Genomic DNA, 19,002 nt, shown 5'->3' with positions numbered 1-19,002 from the left:
GCTTAGATAATATAGTATCAATTTATTAAAGTAAAAAGAATCATGTATTTAGATTCAACAAAGAAAAAAGAATTATTCGAAAAGTATGGCAAGTCAGCCGCTGACACAGGTTCTGCAGAAAGCCAGATCGCTCTGTTCACAGTACGTATTGCACACTTAACAGAACACTTGAAAGCTAATCACAAAGATTATAGCACTGAAAGAGCTCTGAAAATGTTGGTTGGTAAACGTCGTCGTTTATTGGATTATCTGATCAAGACTGATATCGAAAGATATCGTTCTATCATCAAAGAGCTTGGTATCAGAAAATAAGAAACTACTTCTCCGGAAGTTCACAAAAGGGTAACTCGGTGACGGGTTACCCTTTTTTTCTTTCAGTAAATTGCATTAGGAAATGAAATATTAATGTAAATTTGCGACGTTTAGTTACAAATTAAAAGATATACTAATAAAATCATACTTATGGGAAACAACAAAATTATCGGAGCCAAGATAAAAAGTATCCGTGATTCTAAACAACTTTCCATCGAAGAGGTGGCCGAACGTTCCGGCCTGAGTGTAGAACAGATCGAACGCATCGAAAGCAATATAGATTTCCCTTCGCTGGCACCACTCATCAAAATAGCACGGGTACTGGGTGTTCGTCTGGGTACATTCCTTGATGACCAGTCTGAATTAGGCCCGGTAATCTGCCGTAAAAAAGACAGTAACGATTCAAACAGCATCGGTTTCACCAATAATTCAATGGAAAACCGTAAGCATATGGAATATCATTCTCTATCGCAGGATAAATCAGGACGCCATATGGAACCGTTCCTGATCGACGTTGCTCCGTCGGAAGAGGGTGTCGATTTTGTCCTTTCGACTCATGAAGGGGAAGAATTCATATATGTACTTGCAGGCGTACTCGAAATAAACTACGGAAAGAATACATATATCCTGGAAGAAGGCGACAGTATTTATTACGATTCGATCGTTGCACACCATGTACATGCCGCAGCCGACAGTACAGCTAAAATACTTGGAGTTGTTTATACTCCATACTAATTGAACAAAGGATATGGAAATACAATTGCAAGATAAAACACTGGGGCAATGGCTCGAACACTGGGCCGAAACGATCCCGGACAAAGAATATCTGGTTTATTCAGACCGTGACCTGCGTTTCACCTGGAAAGAGTTCAACAAACGTGTAGACCGGATGGCAAAAGGTATGTTGTCCATAGGCATCGAACACGGCACACATGTAGGTATCTGGGCAACCAATGTACCAGACTGGCTGACATTCCTTTACGCTGCCGCTAAAATTGGAGCTGTAGCCGTTACAGTCAATACGAATTATAAGCAGAATGAGCTCGAGTTCCTAGTAGAGAACGCGGATATCCATACAATGTGCATCACCGACGGTGTCTTCGACGGAAGTTATATCGACATGATGTATGCTATGCTTCCCGAGCTGAAAGAGTCACAACGTGGTTACCTGAAAAGCAAACGTTTCCCGAAACTGAAAAATGTTGTTTATATCGGGCAGGAGAAATATCGAGGCATGTATAACACACCGGAATTGCTATTGCTAGGCGAAAACATCAGCGACGATAAACTGAAAGATGCCAAGAAACTCGTCAATTGCCACGATGTAGTCAATATGCAATATACATCCGGTACGACAGGTTTCCCGAAAGGTGTCATGCTGACGCACTATAATATAGCCAACAACGGTTTTCTGACCGGTGAGCATATGAAGTTCACGACCGAAGACAAGCTTTGTTGTTGCGTTCCCCTCTTCCACTGCTTCGGCGTAGTATTGGCTTCCATGAATGTACTGACACATGGTTGCACGCAAGTGATGGTCGAAAAGTTCGATCCGCTGGTGGTGTTGGCATCTATCCACAAAGAAAGATGTACGGCACTCTACGGCGTTCCGACCATGTTCATTGCCGAACTCAACCACCCGATGTTCCCGATGTTCGACCTGACTTCGCTCCGTACCGGTATCATGGCGGGCTCGCTTTGCCCGGTGGAACTGATGCGCCAGGTAGAAGAGAAAATGTTTATGAAGGTAACCAGTGTATACGGTTTGACAGAAACATCGCCTGGTATGACCCATTCCCGCATTGATGATCCGGTAGAAGCACGCCACAATACAGTTGGCCGCGACTTTGAATTTACGGAAGTACGCGTCATCGACCCCGAGACCGGTGAAGAATGTCCGGTTGGTGTACAGGGGGAAATGTGTAATCGTGGTTACAACAATATGAAAGGATACTATAACAATCCTGCCGCGACTGCCGAGGTAATCGATAAAGAAGGCTTCCTCCATAGTGGTGACCTGGGTATAAAAGATGAAAACGGTTACTACCGAATCACCGGCCGAATCAAGGATATGATCATCCGTGGTGGCGAAAACGTTTACCCGCGTGAGATAGAAGAATTCCTTTATCACCTGGAAGGCGTGAAAGACGTCCAGGTGGCCGCCGTTCCGTCCAAGAAATACGGAGAAGAAGTAGGTGCGTTTATCATCCTGCATGAAGGTGTTACTATGACTGACGATGTGGTAAAGGATTTCTGTCGTGGAAAGATCGCCCGTCATAAGATACCGAAATACATCTTCTTCGTCGATACCTTCCCGATGACCGGTAGCGGAAAGATACAGAAGTTCAAACTGAAAGATCTCAGCCTCAAGTTACTGGCCGAACAAGGTATTACTCCGGTATAAAACAAGAATATATTAAAACAGACGGTATATTGCCTGATAAAAATAGCCGTTGGCCAACGGCTATTTTTATCAGGCAATATACCGTCTTCAGTTCAGGTCAGAACACAAGACTGCGAAACATAGTTTCCTGTCCAATGCGGAATGATTTTTTATAAATCGGTTATGGGAATCGCTTTAACACTTTGAGTTCCACGATCTACCACAAGCAAAGTTCCACGGGAAACCGTTATTTTTTCAGGATTTGTGAAAGAAGCAGTATAGTTTTGCAGCAACTTACCATTAGACGGGGCTATTTCCCATAGTTCAGACTGTTTACTATTGATACGCAAAGTTACAAATAATCGATTATCAACAAAAGCCAATGATTGCGGCGCATTTTCGAAACCAAGAGATACGTTGTTATACATGAAGCCACTATTACCTTCTCGTATGTTTTTCGGGTCGAAAATATGGATTTTCTTCGTGTTTTGAGCGGTTACGTATATGAGCCCCTCTTCGTTAACTGCAATTCCATATGTTCCGGCAGCTTCTTTTAGATTGACACTTCGACTGTAAATAGGAATCCGTCGTGCCGTCCCGGATTGAACGTCATTTTCCAAAACGACGACCAGTTTACGTTTATCCCGGATCAGGATGCTACCTTGACTGGCTGCCACATCAAAAGCATGTACAGTCTGATAACCGCCTTCTCCCCAAGCCCCAGTTCCGATACATGTTATAAATTCATATGTGGAAGCATCGAATACATCCGTTCGACTTCCTGCATTTGTCACATATATCTTATTGAAAGAACGGGTCACACCAGTAGGTTCTCCGGCAAAAGTCTCTTCTGTATTATTATCTGTCCATTTCCGAATACTCCGTATATGACGGATACCGGAAGAAACGTCGAAAATTTCGAGACTGTAATGACCGGGAGCACTGTTGGCCACATAGAGTGTATTTTGATACAAGTGAACGGCTTTAGGTTGAAATGTTTCGACTGTCGCTCCCGGAACATCCAGTACGGAAATGGTGAAAGAAAGTGGAGAGCCTTCATTGCCTGCTTTATCTGTTTCTGTAAAAGGAATACTAAGTCCGCCATCTATGGCATCCAGCTCCGGATCTTCAATGATATAAGCAGAAGCGGTATAGATATTTTTATTTTCTATCAAGTTCTTGTTTCGCCTTGTATGCAAGAAACGGCGTGAATAAACCGGTAATTTCTTTTCCCTGGATAGTTGCGAATACACTTTCATACAAACAGTCGGGAATCCCCCTTCCGCCGGATAATAAGTCATATTGCCACTGTGTCCGTAGCCGAAACAATGTGCCATTTCGTGATAGGGGGTATCACTCCCGTTAGCATCGTCGGCATAATGGGTCAGATAAACATATTCACCTAATCCGTAGGTATTTCCTCCTCCCAGTCCTACCACATTCACGACACGTCCGAAACAAAACCCTGAATGATTAGTGATTTGTTTTTTCAAAATGTTGATGTCAACAATATTTCCATTATTAATCAGTTTTCCCTTCCATTTATCTAACTCTTGTTCAAACAAAGAAGTGGAGAACATTGCTGCCATATTCAGGGACAGGGCTACCGCTTCACGGGCAAGATGTGGGCCAAAACTCCCCCAGTTGGAACCGGAATATTTGCCAAACCAGATGTTCCATTTAGGTTTGACATTGATCATGCCTTGATAAACCGGATCGACAGACTCGATCCTGAATTTAAAATCTTCAGCACTGATATCGGGAGTTGCCGATACAATCACTTCTTCACCCTCTCGGGTAGAATAGATTTTATCGTTATTGATAAAAGGTATCTTTATCCGGAATTCCTGAAAAGGATGTATATGTGTAAATTCCGCGAATCGCAATTCCTTTTCATATCCTTCTACGGTCGCCCATATGATTACATTTTTGATTCCTCTCGGGCAATAAAAGCGGAAAAGAAATTCTTGGTTTTCGGTTACAGAAATTTGTAAAGGTGTGTTTACACGAAAACTGCGTTGATTGCGGTTGAAAAGTAAACTGTCTGGTTCGCCATCCTGCAAAATATAAGCTGTATTGTCAGAATTATAATCACTTTCTGACATTTGGATAAGGCCGTATTTACTTTCTGTCGGCTCATCATTGTCATTATTATTTGTACATCCGGAAATGAGAATAAAACCAATAATCACCCCTAATACCCTGGTGATATCATCCCTTAATTTGATACTCATAACTATAAAACCCTATTTGTATTTTCGACCCGCAAAATTACAAATTTATTACAGGTAATTAGCGTGTTCTATAATACAGCGAGGGCAAACGCTGCAAAATTCACTACTACTCAACTAATTACAGGAGTCCCTTCTAAATAAAATTACAGGGAGATTACGGGATGAATATCTTTGTCCGTGCAATTCCTCCCCACAACCCAATAATTTGTTATCTTTGCCTCACATTTAAAATAATTAGTATTTATGTCACAATTATTTCCAACTAATCTGCCTTATAAAGTGGCAGATATGAGTTTGGCAGACTTCGGTCGTAAAGAAATCGAAATCGCCGAACACGAAATGCCGGGACTGATGGCTCTTCGTCAGAAATACGCCGATCAGAAACCTCTGAAAGGTGCCCGTATTACCGGCTCACTGCATATGACTATCCAGACTGCAGTGTTGATCGAAACATTAGTTGCGTTGGGAGCAGATGTACGCTGGGCAAGCTGTAATATCTTCTCTACACAGGATCATGCCGCCGCAGCTATTGCTGCAACAGGTGTTCCCGTTTTTGCCTGGAAAGGTGAAACACTGGAAGAATACTGGTGGTGTACCGACATGGCACTCCGTTTCCCCGACGGAAAAGGTCCGCAGATGATTGTAGACGACGGAGGCGATGCTTCTTTATTGGTTCACATGGGTTATCGTGCTGAAAACGATGCAGAAACGATCAACCGTAAAGGGGGTAACCACGAAGAGCAGGTTATCCTGGATACTTTACACCGTATCCTGGAAGAAGATAACCAGCGTTGGCATCGTACAATAGCCGAAATGAAAGGTGTTTCGGAAGAAACAACGACCGGTGTTCACCGTCTGTACCAGATGATGGAAAAAGGCGAATTGCTGGTTCCGGCTATCAATGTGAACGACTCTGTAACAAAATCCAAGTTCGATAACCTGTACGGTTGCCGCGAATCATTGGCAGACGGCATCAAACGTGCGACCGATGTAATGATTGCCGGTAAAGTAGTAGTTGTTGCCGGATATGGTGACGTGGGTAAAGGTTGCGCTCACTCTATGCGTTCGTATGGAGCTCGCGTACTGGTTACTGAAATCGACCCGATCTGTGCATTACAGGCTGCAATGGAAGGCTTCGAAGTAACTACTATGGAAGATGCCGTTAAAGAAGGAAATATATTTGTAACTACTACCGGAAACTGTGATATCATCACTATCGGACACATGTCCCAGATGAAGGATCAGGCGATCGTTTGTAACATCGGTCACTTCGACAATGAAATACAGGTAGACAACCTGGTCAACTACCCGAACATCAAACATACCAACATCAAACCTCAGGTAGATAAATATACATTCCCTACCGGAAACTCTATCTTCCTATTGGCTGAAGGCCGTTTGGTGAACCTGGGTTGTGCAACAGGCCACCCGTCATTCGTGATGAGTAATTCGTTCACCAACCAGGTACTGGCACAGATGGATTTGTGGCAGATGGCTTACGAAGTAGGTGTTTACCGCCTGCCGAAACGTCTGGACGAAGAAGTTGCCCGCCTGCACCTCGAACGCATCGGCGTGAAACTGTCTAAGTTAAGCCCTAAACAGGCCGACTATATCGGAGTTCCGGTAGAAGGTCCGTACAAGGCTGATCATTACAGATATTGATCAGACTCTTTCATAAACGTTGTTTTTGCAGTTCTTCAAAGATCCTTATAATAAGACTGCAAAAACAACGTTTTCAGTATTACATGGTATTTCCATGCAATAAATAAGATTCAATTACCTATATGTTATACCGAAGTAAAGCACCTTTCAGACTGGGAATTGCCGGAGGAGGAACAGACGTATCTCCTTACTCAGACCTCTATGGCGGTGCCATCCTCAACGTTACCGTCAACTTGTACGCCCATGCGACCATTCGTCCGCTCAATAATGGGAAGATACGGCTCGTCCACATCAACGAAAACATTACGGAAGAGTTTGACGCAGTAAGCCAGTTGCCTCTGGAAGGCCGGTTGTTATTACAACGGGGTATCTACAACTCGATCGTTGCGCGATACAACAACGGGGAACCGCTTTCCTTCGAACTGATTACCCAGATGGATGTACCTTCCGGTTCCGGGCTAGGCACCTCCTCCACCCTTGTTGTCGCTATCCTCGGAGCTTTTACCGAATGGCTGCGACTACCACTGGGTAAATATGACATCGCTCATTACGCCTACGAAATCGAACGAATCGACCTGAATATGGCCGGAGGTAAACAGGATCAATATGCAGCGACCTTCGGAGGTGTTAATTTTATGGAGTTCCTGGAAGATGACAAAGTCATTGTCAATCCGCTCCGCATCAGTGACGATATCCTGCAGGAATGGGCTATGAACACGGTTCTTTTCTATACCGAACAGCAACGTTGTTCCGGTAAGATCATCGAAGAACAGGCCGAGAACGTCAAAAACAACAAAAACGATTCGCTGGAAGCGATGCATAATGTAAAACATGAAGCCTTCCGCATGAAGAACTGTCTATTAAGGGATGAACTGATCGAACTGGGAAAAGCCCTCAACACGAGCTGGACCAACAAAAAGAAAATGGCCCGCAACATCTCGAATGAATTTATAGATCATATATATGAAACCGCCCTATCTAACGGTGCGTTAGGTGGGAAAATCTCAGGTGCCGGAGGAGGAGGATTTATGTTCTTCTATTGTCCCGGAAATAGCTGCTACAAAGTATCCGAAGCATTAAACAAGATGAATATCGGACACATACAACAATTTGAATTTTGTAAGAAAGGACTCAACACATGGACAGTAAAGGAATAATCAGAAAGCGTTTGGAGCAACATTACGACGTTATCGGCCAAATCCTGGCGGATGAGAAGTTGCAGGATATGATTGCGCAAATTACGGAGACCATTGTTACCTGCTTCAAATACGGAGGTAGGGTTTACTTTTGTGGAAACGGAGGAAGCGCCGCCGATGCACAGCACCTGGCCGCCGAGTTCTCCGGTAAGTTCTATCTCGAGCGGGATATTTTGCCGTCCGAAGCTTTACACTGTAACTCTTCATATATAACAGCTGTTTCCAACGATCTCAGTTTCGACATCATCTACGCACGGCTGATTTCGGGCATAGGCAAAGCCGGCGATGTATTGATCGGCCTGTCTACATCGGGCAATTCCACCAATATAGTGAATGCATTCAAGGTCTGCCACGAGAAAGCGATCACCACCGTAGCCTTTACAGGAGCTGACGGAGGCCATATGCGTGAACTGTCTAAGCTTCTGGTCAATGTTCCTTCCACCGATACACCACGTATCCAGGAAGCTCATATCACAATCGGACATATCATTTGTGAACTGGTAGAAGAAGAGATATTCGGTAAAAAGTAAAATATGGAGTGTATCATACTGGCAGGTGGAATGGGAACCCGGCTACAAAGTGTAGTATCGGACGTTCCTAAATGTATGGCACCGGTTGCCGGACATCCTTTCCTGTATTATCTATTTACTTCATTGACTGGGGCTGGCTTCAGGCATATTATCCTTGCCTTAGGATACAAACATGAAATCATCGAGGAATGGATCAGGACAAATCCCTTTCCAGTCAAGATATCTACGGTAATCGAAGATACTCCGCTGGGTACAGGAGGAGCCGTGAAACTGGCCTTATCAAAAGCGACAACAGACGAGGTGTTTATTTTAAACGGAGATACTTTCTTCGACGTCAACTATCCGGAAATGCAAGACCTGCATAAACAAACGCACGCCAGCGCAACAGTCGCCCTAAAAAAAATGGAGAAGTTTGACAGATATGGCGTTGTCGATATAGAACGGCAGGCCAACCGTATCCTGTGTTTCAACGAAAAACAATATTGTGAATCCGGACTTATCAACGGAGGAATCTATTTGATCAACCGCCATGAGTTAAAGAATTTCCCTGATAAATTCTCATTGGAGAAGGATTTCTTTGAAACGGCAGTCCATACCTCTACCCTTTCCGGATATATATCGGAAGGTTACTTTATTGACATCGGTATTCCCGAAGATTACGAACGTGCTCAAACAGACTTCAAAGATGAAAAGAACAAAGCCATATAGCACGCTATTCCTGGATCGCGACGGGGTTATAAACAAACAACGCCCGCATGATTATGTCAAATCACCGGACGAGTTTATATTTATCGAAGGAACATTGGAAGCCCTCAGGCTCCTCTCGCCGCTGTTCGATCATATTGTGATCGTCACCAACCAGCGTGGTGTCGGTAAAGGCGTTATGAATATGGAAACATTAGAAGAGATACATGCATCTATGCTGGCTACGATAGCCCTTCACGGAGGAAGAATTGATAATATATATGTTTGTACGGCCACCAGCGATTCCCACAAAAGCCGGAAACCGAATATAGGTATGGCCCTTCAGGCGAAGCAGGATTTTCCAGATATCGATTTCTCGCGTAGCATAATGGTTGGCGATAGTTTCAGCGATATGGAATTTGCCAGGAGAGCCTGCATTCCAAGATTTCTTATCGGAGAAAAATATGACCAGTCGAAAGATACGTTCAAAACTCAGTACAACTGGTTCCCGGATTTACTTACCTTTGCAAAACAACTTATTAAGGATATACAAGCATGAATACAGCAACTTTATCACTCATTATACCAGTATATAACCGTCCGAACGAAGTTGAAGAGTTACTGGATAGCCTAACCAAACAAACTAGAACGGACTTCGAAGTAATCATCGTTGAAGACGGTTCGAAAGAGACATGTAAACATATCGTAGACAGATATGTAGACAAGTTAGCTGTATATTATTATTTTATCCCGAATGGTGGTCCGGGAAATGCCCGCAATCACGGTGCAACCAAAGCCAACAGCGATTACCTGATCGTTCTGGATTCCGATTGCATTCTGCCACCGGGTTATATCGAGGCTGTACATAAAGAACTTCAGGGAACCGGGGCCGATGCGTTCGGCGGTCCGGATAAAGCATCGGACAGCTTTACCGATGTGCAGAAAGCCATCAATTATTCGATGACCTCTTTCTTTACCACCGGAGGTATTCGCGGCGGAAAAAAGAAAATGGACAAGTTTTATCCCCGCAGTTTTAACATGGGGATCCGGAGAAGTGCTTATGAAGCATTACAAGGCTTTTCTGCAATGCGCTTCGGAGAGGATATAGATTTTAGTATACGTCTTTACAAAAACGGTTATAAAGTATGCCTGTTCCCGTCTGCCTGGGTATTCCACAAGCGTCGGACAGACTGGAAGAAATTCTTCCGTCAGGTATATAATTCAGGTATTGCACGTATCTCTTTATTCAAGAAGTATCCGGATTCGTTGAAAATCGTGCATTTGCTACCTGCTATTTTCACATTGGGTACATTATTCTTTTTGATAGGAACTCTTTTCTGCAGATGGAGTTTGCTTCCTCTAAGTATCTACAGTTTGTTGATTTTCATAGACTCCTCTTATCAGAATAAGAGCATAAAGATCGGATTCTTATCCATCATAGCATCCTTTGTCCAGCTACTCGGTTACGGTAGTGGCTTTCTTGCTGCCGTATGGAACTTACTAATACTAAAGAAAGAGAAATATTCAGCCTTCCAAAAGAACTTTTATAAATAAAAAAAGACCGGGATTCAATAACAAACTGAATTCCGGTCTTCTTTACCTTATCTATTTATCTTATCCTGTCATTCTTCATTCTTACTATCTTTCCAATACTTCCAACCTGACCAACCTATAGCAGCAATCAGCAATAACAAAATCAGAAAAGAACTATAAGAAGAGATATTTGCTGCAAGCACATAAGTATCGGGATAGAATTCAAAAACGACCGTATGCTCTCCAGCTGGAATGATCATACCACGAAGAATCCAATCTGTACGGAAATGAGATGCTTCTTTTTCATCAATTGTAGCCTTCCAGCCCGGCTGATAATAGATTTCAGAAAAGACCGCCAATTGGTCAGAACCAGCCTTTGTCTTATATGTTAAACGGTTCGGACGATACTTCTCCAATACGATCGACGCTGTGGAATCCTTATGAGGCATAAAGCCCTCCAAATCTTTGACAAAACGTTTATCCACCACAGCAGTCTCCAATGGATTGATCGTATTCAGCGCTTCTATCTCTGCATCGGCATTTTCTACAATCTCTACCTTATCTACAAACCAGGCATTCCCAAAAGCATACGGGTTACGTATCGGGGCCTGATCCGGATTATAGATGATATAGCGGGTATTCAGCATATTCAGGGATGGTGAAGCAGCTAATACATTCATAATATCATCCACAGATTGTGCTTTCTGCAATGCTCCAACAATATTACGGTATTCAGAATCCAAGCGATGATCGATTAATTCCTGATACCTGCGCAATTTAACAGCATGATAACCACCAATAGAATGATGGAAGTAAGATACATTAGTATCCTGCCACGGATTATTCAAACCAAACACGCGGAAAGATTGATCCGTATCCTTAAAGATTTCTTTATCTGCAACAGTTTCTTTATAAGCATCCTTTGCCGTTTGCTTTACATAATGACCTTCATTCAGATAACGACGGTCTACTGTCCACAAATCAACTAATATAAGGATTGCCATACCCACACTGACAATAGTGGCTGCCGTCTCTTTATTTTTAGCCTTCCAATACCAAAGCAACAACGCTGCACCCAATAATATAAATATCAATGACCTCAGAGCATCCGCAGAAGCTAGTGAAGCACGGTCCATCAGCAAAGCAGTATAATACCATTCCGGGACCTGACTCTGGAACTGAGCATCATAAACCGAATGGAAATTCAGCAATAAAGAAGGCATTAAAGCGATGATCAGACAAAGACCACCGGTTATCCCAAGCGACCATAAAAAACTTTTCTTTAACTGTTTATCATCAAGCTGTCCGGAGAAGATCGTTTTTAACCCCCAGATAGCGACAACAGGAAAAACCAATCCCGGTATTACCAAGGCCATTTCAACCGTTCTGAACTTATTATACAGTGGTAAATAATGGAACATGACATCATTTAATATATCAAAATTCCTTCCCAAAGCTAGAAGTGTCAAAAATATAGAACCAGCAAACAACCACCATTTCATTTGATTGCGAATAACAAACATTCCCAGAACGAAGAGGTAACAAACAAGTGCTCCAAAATATACAGGTCCTGATGTAAATGGCTTATCACCCCAATAGGTATAAGTCTGAATATCGTTTCCTACCTGCGCACCGTTTTTCTTTAATTCCTTATATAATTCAGATGACGAACCTAATTTACCTCCGGAACTACCTCCATACGCATCAGGAATCATCACTGTCAGCAACTCTTTCCAACCATAACTCCATTGAAAAGCATAGTCTTTATCTAAACCGGTAGAAGCCTTTTCCACCTTTCCGGTTTCATCCGATTTCGGGGTTAATTCAGAAGCACCACGAATAGAGTGTTCCCCCAGATCCCAGTTTGAATACATATGCTTAGCATTTGGCAAAACCGCCAAAATGACACAAGCCAACATTATAAAAGAGGTTTTGAGCCAATCGGCAGTCAACTTCTCCCGTATCATTTTTATTGAGTAACCCAGATAAATAAACAAGCAAAGCAATACCAAATAATATGTAATCTGTATATGTCCGTTATAGAGAGAATAAGCGACGCCCAGAAGGAACAGAACTCCCCCCCACAGCCATTTTCGCTTGAACAGCAACACCATTCCGGCCAATGTCAAAGGCATATATCCAATCACATAAGCTTTTACTATATGCCCTGCCACAATAATAATAATATTATACGAAGCAAAAGCAAAAGCAATAGCCCCGGCAATAGCCAACCACCAATTGACTCCCATAATGCACATCAATATATAAAAACAGACGAGTCCGACAAAGACCATCGCGGCATCCCCATATCCTGGTAACTTCAGCCAACTGTCTATGATACTGTAAGATGGCAGAACAGGAGCTGGATCACCATAGGTAGCCACATATGGCATACCTCCGAACATGGCATCAGACCAAAGACTAAACTCGCCCGGTTCGGCGGTCTTTGCATATTCTTCAGCCTGACTGTTTCCCATTCCGGTCGCTTTTATATTATCCCCCTGATAAATTTCTTTGCCATCAAAGACTGCTGGCGAAAAATAAGCCACCACTAATCCTAAAAACAAAACGAGGGCAAGGATGTGTTTACCCACTTTCTTTATAAAACTTTGCATTTTATGTAAATCTAAATGTTATTCTTTTAAACAGTACGTTTCAGATATCTAGCACTATAAAATCGGATAGCAAACCAAATATGCAACAAAGATGTCGATATTTTTCCATAATACCGACACATTATTTCATATCGTTCTTTTAATGATGCTTTTCGTTGACTCGAACTTACTCCCCCATCCATGAAATTGGAAAGGATCATTCGTGTATTACAAATTTTTTTAGAATTCTTCATACAACGGATAGACCAATCAAAATCAGAAGAATAATGATACGTTAAATCAAACGGCGGAGCGACGGTACGCCTGACAACAAAAGATTGATGGCAAACCAACATACCCATACGAAAACTTTTCCAGGTCAGCTTTTTAGGAGCTTTCAGCCTACGCATTCCCAGGAAATGCCCACTCTCGTCAATGATATTTGTTTCGCCATAAATAATATCCGGTAAAACCTTTTTTTTAGTAATCAGTGAAGCGACGTGCTGCACAGTGTCGGATGTGTCTAATGTATCACCTGCATTTATAAACCAGACATAATCGCCCGTAGCCTTTTGAAGGCCTTTGTTCATGGCATCATATATTCCTTTATCCGATTCACTTGACCAGTAAGTAACTCCAGACGCATATTGTTTGATTATATCGACAGTTCCATCAAGCGATGCTCCATCGATAATAATATATTCAATATGTGGATATGATTGACTCAATATACTCAAGATTGTAGTTTCCAACCATCTCGAGGCATTATATGTAATTGTTATAATTGAAAATATAGGTGATTGCATCATTTACTCTCCTATCATTAACCGGTTATTTTTGCAATAACTCACGGTATAGTTCAACATATTGTTTAGCCACCACTTGCTCCGTATAATTCTCATGAACCTTTTTAATGCAAGCTTCCTTTAGCGATACTTGATCTTTATTATTCAGAACCCACGAAATACCGGCTGCAAGATCAGTGGGATTTTTATATTCTGCAAGATAGCCGTTTACCAGATGATCAATAATATCTGTTTGTCCGCTATAGTTAAAACTAACAGCAGGACATCCGCAAGCCATTGCTTCAATAAGTGTCTGGCCAAAAGTTTCATACAAAGAGGGTACAACAGTCACATCTGCCGCAGAGTATAAACCGGATATCTGATTATTATCAGTCAACAGCCCCAAAGAAATATAAGGGACTACTAAATCATTAAAGAAAGTTTCCATATTCTTTATCGCCCCAAATAAAACCAGAAGTATATCGGTCCTGTTCTGGAATATAGTATTCAAAGCTACTTTTAGATACTGGAAACCCTTTATGGGATCATCCAAACGCGCAGCCCCCATTAATATAATTTTTTTCTCTGTCGGCAAAGAAAAGGACTTTCGCGCATCCAATCGATTCTTTCGAGAAAAAACGGATATGTCTATTACATTAGGTATTACTTTTATATCTGAATTTTTCAGTAAAGAACTCTTTTGAGCTTGCTTCGCCAGCCAAGTACTAACCGCAACAAACTGAATATTAGAATACTCAAGAAACTGTTTCTTCTTCCATACATGATGAGATAAGTCGTTAATCTTTTTTGAATTCAGAAAAGGACACATTCCACATTCATGATGGAATCGCTCACAATCCCAAGAATAATGACAAATTGCTGTACAAGGCCACATGTCGTGCATTGTCCAAACAACAGGTTTCCCTAATTTTATAAGTCTTCCAACTTGTCCTAATGAGAGAAAGCCCTGATTAATCCAATGAAGATGAATAATATCTGCTTCTTTTACAAAAGATAACTTTCTAATATTAATTCCACAATTAGCAATTGATACCTTGAAAAGATTTTTACGATCAAACCCATTACAAATGAAAATAACAAGACGTTCCCAAAGAAAATAAAGTTTATTAACAACCAAGTTAACTACATCTGTTTTAGTCGGAATAACATCTTTTTCCTCTGTTTGCTTATTTTCAACAAGCATCAACACATGCTCTCCAGCCTTTTGTAAAGCTGATTTTAAACGCTTTGCTGCAACCGCTGCCCCACCAATACATTCAGATGTATTTATAATTAATATCTTCATCTTATTTGAAAATCATCAATACTCAATAAACAGTACTATATCAATTATGAGCATTCGCCAAAAGAAGCAGTGTTTTGGCAATATCCTCCGTCAACTTATTTAAGTTATAAAAATTCTGGGCCAAATTCTTTGCTTTTTCTCCCATTGCAACAACAACATCCGGATTGTTCTCTAAATAATTTATAGCCTGAATCCAACCATTGACATCTCCATAAGGAATTTTAATCCCAACTCCTTCTTTTTCAACATCTATTGGAAATGTAGGATTATCCGTTACGATCACAGCCTTTCCCAAAGCCCATGCTTCTACAAGAGTTGTTAATCCTATTGTATATGGATAATTCAAACAACAAATGACAACAACATCAGCTTCATTGACAAAATGCGCACATTCATTGGAAGACCAATCTCCAAAATGGATCTCAATATTAGATGAAAGTTCAACTTCTTTAAGATACTTGTTTATAGATTCCTTTTGCGATTTTCTTATATAAAACTCACAAGAGGCATTTACTTCAGGATTATTAAAAGCATTTATCAAAGTTAAGAAGTCTCTATGTTCTGCCCCCGTAGAAATAAATCGGATATTCTTTAGAACTGAATTGTGCAACATTGTATAGTACTCCAGATCTGGTCCCCAATGAACCACATCTGCATTTTCTCTCTTCACCTTTCCTGTTTTTATAGATCTCTCCATCAATTCCTCACTAAAAAAGAACATTTTATCAATTCCTTTATAAAAAAAAGAAGATAGAACTCTTTTTAATTTATTAGGAGGGATAACGATCGCAGTATGATGCCATACTGCGATCGGCTTTTTAAAAAGCCGCAAAGCACGTAAAAAAATCAGTAGTTCCAATCCTCTGAAAGTAACAGCATAGATTATATCATACTCTTTTGAGGAGAATAGCAACTTTCTCAACATATACAGCATCAACCGAAAGCGAAATTTGAAAGGATTAAAAGAAATATCATCATAGACAACCTCCAAACCACATTTATCCAAATGTGTTAATCCATACAGAAGATGTCCAGGATATTCCCCTTTTTTCCATAGACTATAAGAGTCAGAAACAGGAACCAAATGATAATAATAAACTCTATTCATAACTTTGACAAATACTCATCAGATAACGATTTTCTATGCCTCTATGATATTAATATTAGATAAAGAACAGAACATTAGCTTAGCTATTATCTAGAAATAGCTTCCAAATATTTAATCCGAAACAAGACTTTCTTCAATTTACTGGGCAATACCACAAACAGCAGAGCCTTCATCTGTTTCTTCATTGTTCCGAAATTACCAGTATTCAATAACGTGTAATACAGGAGTATGAAATAACGCGAAATAGATTTTCCTGAAATATACATGTTTTTCGATTTCAGATACTCGATATACAACCGATCTCTTTTATTAAAATAGCTTCCATACTTTTGTAACAAGATATGGATTGCTTTAAGCAAAGATTTTGAAGCATCAATTTCTTTCGTTCTGCTCACAATACCTACTCCCTGCCGATATACCGGATAATAACCATCGATAAATAATATCTTATCAGTCTTTATGAAACGATCAAAGCACCATACAAAATCGCCATGTAAACCAATGTTCTCAATAAAATCATCCGTGTTATCCAAAGATCTTCTGCTGACAAAGCCATACCGGTCGTCTATCAGCCCACGCAATCGATAACTCAACAGATTTCTATGTTCATAAGGAATATTTGTATGTTTCGTTTCTAACCCGTTACTATGCAGGCTTATAACATTCGGCACGATTATAAAACTATCTTTATCTGGATTTAACCCATTTGCTTTTACACACTTCACCACATGCTCAAAATATCCGGGTTTAATGAAATCATCCCCAGCAACGCAAGTGACCAAATTACCTGTAGTTTTTCTTGTTGTCTCATTAAAATTGCGAAAAATACCTACATTCGGATCATTTCTATAAGCCTTTATTATTTCAGGATATTCTGCTTGATAACTTTGTATAATATTCCAAGTGCCATCCTGGGAGCAATCGTCCGATATCACAATTTCATCTGGTTTAACGCTTTGTTGTAGAATGGACTCAATCGTCTGGGCTACATACATTTCCTGATTATAAGTAACAATAAAAACAGATATCCTAATCATCCTACTTCACCGTAAATTTATTAATCATTTCAATTACATAATTCTGCTCGCCCTCAGTCAACATCGGACTCATCGGCAAGCTTAGTTCCTGAGCATGAATCATTTCTGTTACAGGTAAAGATAAAAAGTTCCAACCCGCATAACATTGTTGTTTATGGGGAGGTATCGGATAATGTACCAATGTTTGTATGTCTTTACTCTTCAGATATTCCTGCAATTCATTCCTATAAACAGACATAATCGGGAAAATATGGAATACATGAGATTCCCAATTTGAAATCTGTGGCAAAATGATATCTTCATGACCGATATTCTCTATATATTTACGCGCAACCTTTTTCCGCAATTGCAGATCTTCTTCCAAATGCTTTAGCTTTACATCCAATATAGCAGCTTGAACCTCATCAAGACGGCTATTTAAACCCTGGTACTTAAATACATATTTCTTTTCAGAACCATAATTTGCCAGTGCTCGGACAGTATTGTCCAATTCCTTATCATTAGTCGTTACGGCGCCAGCATCTCCCAAAGCCCCTAAGTTTTTTCCGGGATAAAAACTGTGACCGGCAGCATCACCTATTGAACCGGTTCTTCTTCCCTGATAAAGACAGCCGTGTGCCTGAGCATTATCCTCTATCAACTTAAGGTTATATTGTTTACATATTTTTCCAATCTTATCTGTATAAGCGCATTGCCCATACAGATGAACGATCATTATTCCCTTCGTTTTAGCTGTTATGGCAGCTTCTATATAATTATCGTCTATTTGCAAAGTATTAATGGAAGGTTCCACCAAAACAGGCACCAAGTCATTATCCGTAATTGCCAGAATAGAGGCAATATAAGTATTAGCCGGAACAATAATCTCATCCCCTTTGTGCATAAATCCCAATTCTATATAAGCACGTAGAATCAAACGCAATGCATCCAAACCATTAGCAACACCGAGACAATATTGAGTTCCGATATATCGTGCATAATTCTTTTCAAAACAGGAATTAGCCTCCCCTTGAAGATACCAACCGGAATTAATTACACGGTCAACAGCCTCATGTATCTCATTAGCATACTTATCCGTTATCTTCTTTAAATCCAAGAACTTTACCATTTACACCTTTATATATTATATAATTTACCGCTTTTATCTTTCTTATTTATATCCAATAATACACCATCTTGTGTAATATATCCTTTTAGTCGTGCAGGATTACCATACCAAACCGTATAAGGAGGTATATCTTTAGTGACTACACTTCCCGCACCTACCAGAGCATAATTGCCTATAGTGATCCCCCCCACAATCGTAGAATTGGCTCCAATCGAAGCTCCCATACAGATTTTAGTATGAACCAAGATCCAGTCCTTCGAACGTGACCTCGGGAGTAAATCATTTGTAAATGTAACATTCGGCCCAATAAAAACATTATCCTCAATAACCACTCCATCCCACACTTGGACACCCGATTTAATCGTTACTCGATCACCAATACAAACGTCATTTTCAATAAAAACCTGTGTACAGATATTACAATCTTCTCCTATTCTGGCTTTCGGTAAAATTACACAAAACTGCCATATAGTTGTATTTTTCCCTATTTTTGTGGATTGGACATCAGCCAACGGATGAATCTTAGGCAT

General features: G+C 40.7%; 17 protein-coding genes. 9 read left to right on the top strand and 8 right to left on the bottom strand.

The features are described from left to right. Positions 1-42: 42 nt before the first annotated feature. The 3 genes from rpsO (at position 43) to M1P97_RS19185 (ending at position 2,716) form a co-directional block, all read left to right on the top strand. Positions 43-312, top strand: coding sequence for a 30S ribosomal protein S15 (gene rpsO, locus M1P97_RS19195; protein WP_195374768.1), 270 nt, complete (start codon positions 43-45; stop codon positions 310-312). 150 nt (positions 313-462) lie between these two features. Then, on the top strand, positions 463-1,047 hold the full coding sequence (locus tag M1P97_RS19190) for a helix-turn-helix domain-containing protein (RefSeq protein WP_195374769.1): 585 nt from the start codon (positions 463-465) through the stop codon (positions 1,045-1,047). 13 nt (positions 1,048-1,060) lie between these two features. Continuing rightward, a complete protein-coding gene (locus M1P97_RS19185; protein WP_195374770.1) occupies positions 1,061-2,716 on the top strand; it encodes an AMP-binding protein in 1,656 nt (551 codons plus the stop codon). A 149-nt stretch (positions 2,717-2,865) separates the two neighbouring features. Here the strand turns inward: M1P97_RS19185 and M1P97_RS19180 are convergent, their stop codons facing one another. Continuing rightward, a complete protein-coding gene (locus M1P97_RS19180) occupies positions 2,866-4,929 on the bottom strand; it encodes an NHL repeat-containing protein (protein ID WP_249389921.1) in 2,064 nt (687 codons plus the stop codon). 243 nt (positions 4,930-5,172) lie between these two features. Here M1P97_RS19180 and ahcY point away from each other — a divergent pair, with 243 nt between their 5' ends. The 6 genes from ahcY (at position 5,173) to M1P97_RS19150 (ending at position 10,555) form a co-directional block, all read left to right on the top strand. Then, positions 5,173-6,591 (top strand): adenosylhomocysteinase, encoded by a 1,419-nt coding sequence (ahcY, locus tag M1P97_RS19175; RefSeq protein WP_195374772.1) that lies wholly within the window; start codon positions 5,173-5,175, stop codon positions 6,589-6,591. Between the two features lie 122 nt (positions 6,592-6,713). Further along, the gene (locus tag M1P97_RS19170; RefSeq protein ID WP_249389920.1) at positions 6,714-7,748 is read left to right on the top strand and encodes a GHMP family kinase ATP-binding protein; all 1,035 of its coding nucleotides are present in this window, start codon (positions 6,714-6,716) and stop codon (positions 7,746-7,748) included. Then, positions 7,730-8,317, top strand: coding sequence for a D-sedoheptulose-7-phosphate isomerase (locus tag M1P97_RS19165; protein ID WP_195374774.1), 588 nt, complete (start codon positions 7,730-7,732; stop codon positions 8,315-8,317). The genes M1P97_RS19170 and M1P97_RS19165 overlap by 19 nt, the downstream gene beginning before the upstream one ends. Before the next feature lie 3 nt (positions 8,318-8,320). Then, on the top strand, positions 8,321-9,025 hold the full coding sequence (locus M1P97_RS19160) for a nucleotidyltransferase family protein (protein ID WP_249389919.1): 705 nt from the start codon (positions 8,321-8,323) through the stop codon (positions 9,023-9,025). Further along, positions 9,003-9,560: a D-glycero-alpha-D-manno-heptose-1,7-bisphosphate 7-phosphatase gene (locus M1P97_RS19155; RefSeq protein ID WP_249389918.1), complete on the top strand. Its 558-nt coding sequence runs from the start codon at positions 9,003-9,005 to the stop codon at positions 9,558-9,560. Before M1P97_RS19160 ends, M1P97_RS19155 begins: the two co-directional genes overlap by 23 nt. Next, positions 9,557-10,555, top strand: coding sequence for a glycosyltransferase (locus tag M1P97_RS19150; RefSeq protein WP_249389917.1), 999 nt, complete (start codon positions 9,557-9,559; stop codon positions 10,553-10,555). The genes M1P97_RS19155 and M1P97_RS19150 overlap by 4 nt, the downstream gene beginning before the upstream one ends. 68 nt (positions 10,556-10,623) lie before the next feature. Here M1P97_RS19150 and M1P97_RS19145 read toward each other — a convergent pair whose 3' ends face one another. The 7 genes from M1P97_RS19145 to M1P97_RS19115 all read right to left on the bottom strand — a co-directional run bounded on the left by M1P97_RS19145 (position 10,624) and on the right by M1P97_RS19115 (position 19,002). Further along, complete coding sequence (locus M1P97_RS19145) at positions 10,624-13,149, bottom strand: YfhO family protein (RefSeq protein ID WP_249389916.1); 2,526 nt, start codon at positions 13,147-13,149, stop codon at positions 10,624-10,626. Between the two features lie 26 nt (positions 13,150-13,175). Then, entirely contained in the window at positions 13,176-13,937 is a 762-nt protein-coding gene (locus M1P97_RS19140; protein ID WP_249389915.1) for a glycosyltransferase family 2 protein, read from the bottom strand. Positions 13,938-13,959: 22 nt separating this feature from the next. Continuing rightward, complete coding sequence (locus tag M1P97_RS19135; RefSeq protein ID WP_249389914.1) at positions 13,960-15,219, bottom strand: glycosyltransferase family 4 protein; 1,260 nt, start codon at positions 15,217-15,219, stop codon at positions 13,960-13,962. A gap of 40 nt (positions 15,220-15,259) precedes the next feature. Further along, positions 15,260-16,327 carry a glycosyltransferase family 4 protein gene (locus tag M1P97_RS19130; RefSeq protein WP_249389913.1) on the bottom strand — a complete coding sequence of 356 codons (1,068 nt, stop codon included), beginning with the start codon at positions 16,325-16,327 and terminating at the stop codon, positions 15,260-15,262. 86 nt (positions 16,328-16,413) lie between these two features. After that, positions 16,414-17,364: a glycosyltransferase family 2 protein gene (locus M1P97_RS19125; RefSeq protein ID WP_249389912.1), complete on the bottom strand. Its 951-nt coding sequence runs from the start codon at positions 17,362-17,364 to the stop codon at positions 16,414-16,416. A 1-nt stretch (position 17,365) separates the two neighbouring features. Next, positions 17,366-18,472: a DegT/DnrJ/EryC1/StrS family aminotransferase gene (locus M1P97_RS19120; protein ID WP_249389911.1), complete on the bottom strand. Its 1,107-nt coding sequence runs from the start codon at positions 18,470-18,472 to the stop codon at positions 17,366-17,368. Positions 18,473-18,480: 8 nt separating this feature from the next. Continuing rightward, the gene (locus M1P97_RS19115) at positions 18,481-19,002 is read right to left on the bottom strand and encodes an acyltransferase (RefSeq protein ID WP_249389910.1); all 522 of its coding nucleotides are present in this window, start codon (positions 19,000-19,002) and stop codon (positions 18,481-18,483) included.

Source organism: Parabacteroides leei, from assembly GCF_023369805.1.
Classification (GTDB): domain Bacteria; phylum Bacteroidota; class Bacteroidia; order Bacteroidales; family Tannerellaceae; genus Parabacteroides; species Parabacteroides leei.
This window is presented reverse-complemented; position numbering and strand designations above follow the sequence as displayed.

Excerpts from the sequence above, each read along its gene's own strand:
- rpsO (WP_195374768.1), top strand. The coding sequence starts at position 43 with ATGTATTTAGATTCAACAAAGAAAAAAGAATTATTCGAAAAGTATGGC.
- M1P97_RS19190 (WP_195374769.1), top strand. The coding sequence starts at position 463 with ATGGGAAACAACAAAATTATCGGAGCCAAGATAAAAAGTATCCGTGAT.
- M1P97_RS19185 (WP_195374770.1), top strand. The coding sequence starts at position 1,061 with ATGGAAATACAATTGCAAGATAAAACACTGGGGCAATGGCTCGAACAC.
- M1P97_RS19180 (WP_249389921.1), bottom strand. The coding sequence starts at position 4,929 with ATGAGTATCAAATTAAGGGATGATATCACCAGGGTATTAGGGGTGATT.
- ahcY (WP_195374772.1), top strand. The coding sequence starts at position 5,173 with ATGTCACAATTATTTCCAACTAATCTGCCTTATAAAGTGGCAGATATG.
- M1P97_RS19170 (WP_249389920.1), top strand. The coding sequence starts at position 6,714 with ATGTTATACCGAAGTAAAGCACCTTTCAGACTGGGAATTGCCGGAGGA.
- M1P97_RS19165 (WP_195374774.1), top strand. The coding sequence starts at position 7,730 with ATGGACAGTAAAGGAATAATCAGAAAGCGTTTGGAGCAACATTACGAC.
- M1P97_RS19160 (WP_249389919.1), top strand. The coding sequence starts at position 8,321 with ATGGAGTGTATCATACTGGCAGGTGGAATGGGAACCCGGCTACAAAGT.
- M1P97_RS19155 (WP_249389918.1), top strand. The coding sequence starts at position 9,003 with ATGAAAAGAACAAAGCCATATAGCACGCTATTCCTGGATCGCGACGGG.
- M1P97_RS19150 (WP_249389917.1), top strand. The coding sequence starts at position 9,557 with ATGAATACAGCAACTTTATCACTCATTATACCAGTATATAACCGTCCG.
- M1P97_RS19145 (WP_249389916.1), bottom strand. The coding sequence starts at position 13,149 with ATGCAAAGTTTTATAAAGAAAGTGGGTAAACACATCCTTGCCCTCGTT.
- M1P97_RS19140 (WP_249389915.1), bottom strand. The coding sequence starts at position 13,937 with ATGATGCAATCACCTATATTTTCAATTATAACAATTACATATAATGCC.
- M1P97_RS19135 (WP_249389914.1), bottom strand. The coding sequence starts at position 15,219 with ATGAAGATATTAATTATAAATACATCTGAATGTATTGGTGGGGCAGCG.
- M1P97_RS19130 (WP_249389913.1), bottom strand. The coding sequence starts at position 16,327 with ATGAATAGAGTTTATTATTATCATTTGGTTCCTGTTTCTGACTCTTAT.
- M1P97_RS19125 (WP_249389912.1), bottom strand. The coding sequence starts at position 17,364 with ATGATTAGGATATCTGTTTTTATTGTTACTTATAATCAGGAAATGTAT.
- M1P97_RS19120 (WP_249389911.1), bottom strand. The coding sequence starts at position 18,472 with ATGGTAAAGTTCTTGGATTTAAAGAAGATAACGGATAAGTATGCTAAT.
- M1P97_RS19115 (WP_249389910.1), bottom strand. The coding sequence starts at position 19,002 with ATGCCTAAGATTCATCCGTTGGCTGATGTCCAATCCACAAAAATAGGG.